Below are 3,189 nucleotides of genomic sequence, written 5' to 3'. Positions count from 1 at the left end.
CCCAATCTTCCGCGGCCGGCTTGACTTCCTTATGGAAATAACCTGGATTAGTTTGCATCGCTACGAGATACGAATACAACTTGCTAAGATGCGCATATGTACCGACATCCTTACTTACAAGAATTAGTGACAAATTATCCCCTCCTAGTTCACCGGTCACCTTTCTTGATTTCCATCTCATGCTTTTGAATCATTCGCTTACGATCTAACCCGAACTCATCCTCAAGCACTCCTTGCATGACGTTTGCAGTCTCAATAACGTCTCTGATTTCTTGCCAAACTTTCTCAGCACTCTCTTTTCGTTTTCCAGGGGAAATGTGTTTTGACATCGAAAGCCTCTCCAATGCTGTCCCTGCTTCGGCAAGTTGCTTAAGTAATAAGTCTTTAAGTGCTGCAGGATGTAAATCAAGATTTGGAACATCCTCTAAGATGTTGGAGATGTACCCACCCGTTCGCTCATCCGCAATCTCAAGAGCTAGTTTCCAAGATAGACCAGATACAACCGTATCAAAGCCGCTTGGTAATGGGCGTTCTCCATTTTCAATGCGAGCTAGCGTTGTACGATCAATTGGAATTTGATTAGCAAGTTCTTCTTGAGTTAAATTCTTTTCTCTTCGGAATGCTTGAATTGCTTTTCCAATTGCGATTGTTATCACCACCTTTCGGATTAATGTGGCAAATCAGCACGTAACTGATATAGATTTGTGACACAGTAGCAACTTAAGATGAAATTAACGGATGATCGTTGTTCCATCTCCCCTCCGCAGCCGCTGACACCTTTCCCCGTCAGCGGATTTTATTGAGCAATGCGATTATTCTGGCTCTCTTGCTGCTTCATCCAGCTTTCGATTGTCTCCATCCGGAATAGGATGCGAGCACCGACTTTGAAGTGTGGGATTTCTTTTTTTCGTACCATCGTGTAGATCGAATCGCGATGTACACCTAGGTAAGATGCGATTTCGTCGACCGTTAGGGTTTTGCGTTCGACTTGTTGGTCCATGTGATCACCTCCCTTTATTTATGCTGAAACGGACTTATTCTCATTTTCTGAGAATTTTTCCACAAAAAAATAACTTGGATTTAAAGATAAACCTTTAGTACAAACTAAAACATATTCTTCGATGCTCATTGAGGCGATTCCATTAATAATCCTATAAAATCTCTTAGCTTTAATTTCAGAACGATTTGCAACAAAGTTCATTCTCATACCATTGGAATCAATGTATTTTCTAATCCGCTCTACTACAGACATTTGATTCACCCCTTTCTCATTTAATGAGAACTTATATCCTTATATTAATTCTCATTTAATGAGAAGTCAAGATTATTTTCTCTAAATTTGAGAATACTTTCTCTGAAAATGAGTATTATGTTATTATTTTCTCAGAAGGAGGGAAGATAATGTCTTCTCTTGGAGATCGATTGAAAGAAGCTAGAGAACGTAAAAATTTAAATCAGATACAGGTATATGAACGCACAAAAATTAACAATAAAACACTAAGTAGATATGAAAATGGTGGTAGTGAGCCAGACATAGCTACACTAAAGACTCTTGCATCCCTTTATGAGGTTTCAGTCGATTGGCTAACTGGTCAGGATTTGAAACAAAGTGGAAGCAACTCGACTGGCCGCGCCTTCTTCGGTGGCGCTGATCAATACACTGAGGATGAATTAGAGATAGCCCGTGCCGCGGCACAGGCTGCTGTTGAGGCTTATAGGAAGGGTTTGAATAAAAACAAATAACAAGATAGCACCTATACCTGGTGCTATCTTGTTATTTGTTTTTCAGGATATTATAGAGTAAGAAAGTAAGTTAGTCTTTATTCAAAGATAGCGCCATTCTGAATTAAATGCATTTTTGTATCATTTTCTAAATTAGTTGTATTAGTAAAGTAGGTTTCAGAATAGTTATCAAAATGTAAGTAACAGTTCAGCATTTTTAAATCATTAAGATTGATAGAATAAAGATTATGTCCCATTAATAAATACATAACTTCCCCGGATTCATTTAATAATATTTTTTCCAAGCCGCCACTGAATTCTTTGAAATTAAAGTGATTTTCTAAAACAATTAAATCTATCACTTCAAAAGTTAAGTAATTTATTACTTGAATTTTTTCAGAATTTGCCAAATATAACAATTCTCCATTCTGTGAAAAAGTCAAACAGCTAAATTCTTTTTCTTCTTCAAAACTTATTTCATTATTAAAAACATTTAGATTAATGTCATACAATCTTATTCTTGCTTCCTCTAATATTACTATTTCATTTCTGTTCGGGTGACATATCGCATTGAAATAACTACGTATTTTATTTTTTTTCGTTTCTGTTATCTCTTTAAAAATAATTTCCTTATCTTCGGTATTCCAAAGAACAAACCCACCAAATCCTGAAGTTACCAAGTACTTTTCGCATATAGTAAATTTGAACGTTTTGAATATTGAAAGCTTCCTGTCCAAATATTATTATTTATACCGGAATTATTATTTTGAGAAGTTGTAAATACCTTGACAATAGAAAGAGTTTCAATATCTCTAATTTTTATTTCCCCCCATCCAGAATGGACGAAGTGTTTACCATCTGGAGAAATAGCTACATGCCACGAGGAGTCAGAAACTCGTTCAATTACATTAAATGTATCAATGTCTAGTAAAAGCAGCTCGTGTGAAGATCCTACAACAATTGTATTATTTTTATTATTAATTACAAAATCATCCACTTGTGACGAATAGAACCTGAAACCTTTTAAATTAGTGTTTCTGAAAGATGCTTTTCTGAAACGCGGTTCTACTTCATTAAAACTAACTAGACCAAAATCAACATTTTGTAAATCCGAGTTTTCAAAATTGGTTCCATTAAACACTCCATAGCATTCTTCGAATGGATATCTCGCAATCTTTATCTCATAATCTCTTTCATAAAAAATTTCAGGAATTGAGAAATTTCTTAGTGATAAGTTTGAAAGATCCTTATTTTCAAAAAAATCTTTTCGATAATTAATTAATAGTAAGATAATATTATTTGTTAAATAGTTAATCTCTTCAAAACTTTTCTCTTTACATAAGTCAAGTATTGATAATAATTTCAATTGGGTTTCGATCTCATCTAATGGAATTATATTCACTATTATATCAAGGATAGCTTTTGAAAAAGGCATTTTACCTACGGTTTGTGCTAAGTATTCTATAC

At 34.7% G+C, this 3,189-nt stretch carries 6 protein-coding genes; 1 reads left to right on the top strand and 5 read right to left on the bottom strand.

Going from position 1 to position 3,189, the window contains the following annotated elements; translation table 11 throughout:
- Positions 1-149: 149 nt before the first annotated feature.
- The 3 genes from AC1DUA_RS33730 to AC1DUA_RS33720 form a co-directional block, all read right to left on the bottom strand.
- Entirely contained in the window at positions 150-656 is a 507-nt protein-coding gene (locus AC1DUA_RS33730) for a helix-turn-helix domain-containing protein (protein ID WP_477503890.1), read from the bottom strand.
- Between the two features lie 140 nt (positions 657-796).
- Positions 797-1,000 carry a helix-turn-helix domain-containing protein gene (locus AC1DUA_RS33725; protein ID WP_477503889.1) on the bottom strand — a complete coding sequence of 68 codons (204 nt, stop codon included), beginning with the start codon at positions 998-1,000 and terminating at the stop codon, positions 797-799.
- Positions 1,001-1,018: 18 nt separating this feature from the next.
- Entirely contained in the window at positions 1,019-1,252 is a 234-nt protein-coding gene (locus AC1DUA_RS33720; RefSeq protein ID WP_477503888.1) for a hypothetical protein, read from the bottom strand.
- Positions 1,253-1,401: 149 nt separating this feature from the next.
- Here AC1DUA_RS33720 and AC1DUA_RS33715 point away from each other — a divergent pair, with 149 nt between their 5' ends.
- Positions 1,402-1,743: a helix-turn-helix domain-containing protein gene (locus AC1DUA_RS33715; RefSeq protein WP_477503887.1), complete on the top strand. Its 342-nt coding sequence runs from the start codon at positions 1,402-1,404 to the stop codon at positions 1,741-1,743.
- Between the two features lie 77 nt (positions 1,744-1,820).
- Here AC1DUA_RS33715 and AC1DUA_RS33710 read toward each other — a convergent pair whose 3' ends face one another.
- Positions 1,821-2,402 carry a hypothetical protein gene (locus AC1DUA_RS33710; RefSeq protein WP_477503886.1) on the bottom strand — a complete coding sequence of 194 codons (582 nt, stop codon included), beginning with the start codon at positions 2,400-2,402 and terminating at the stop codon, positions 1,821-1,823.
- Positions 2,396-3,189 (bottom strand): pentapeptide repeat-containing protein (locus AC1DUA_RS33705; RefSeq protein WP_477503885.1); only part of this gene is annotated, 794 nt, incomplete at its 5' end. The genes AC1DUA_RS33710 and AC1DUA_RS33705, both read right to left, overlap by 7 nt.

It is taken from the genome of Paenibacillus sp. 01T422, assembly GCF_056398785.1.
This window is presented reverse-complemented; position numbering and strand designations above follow the sequence as displayed.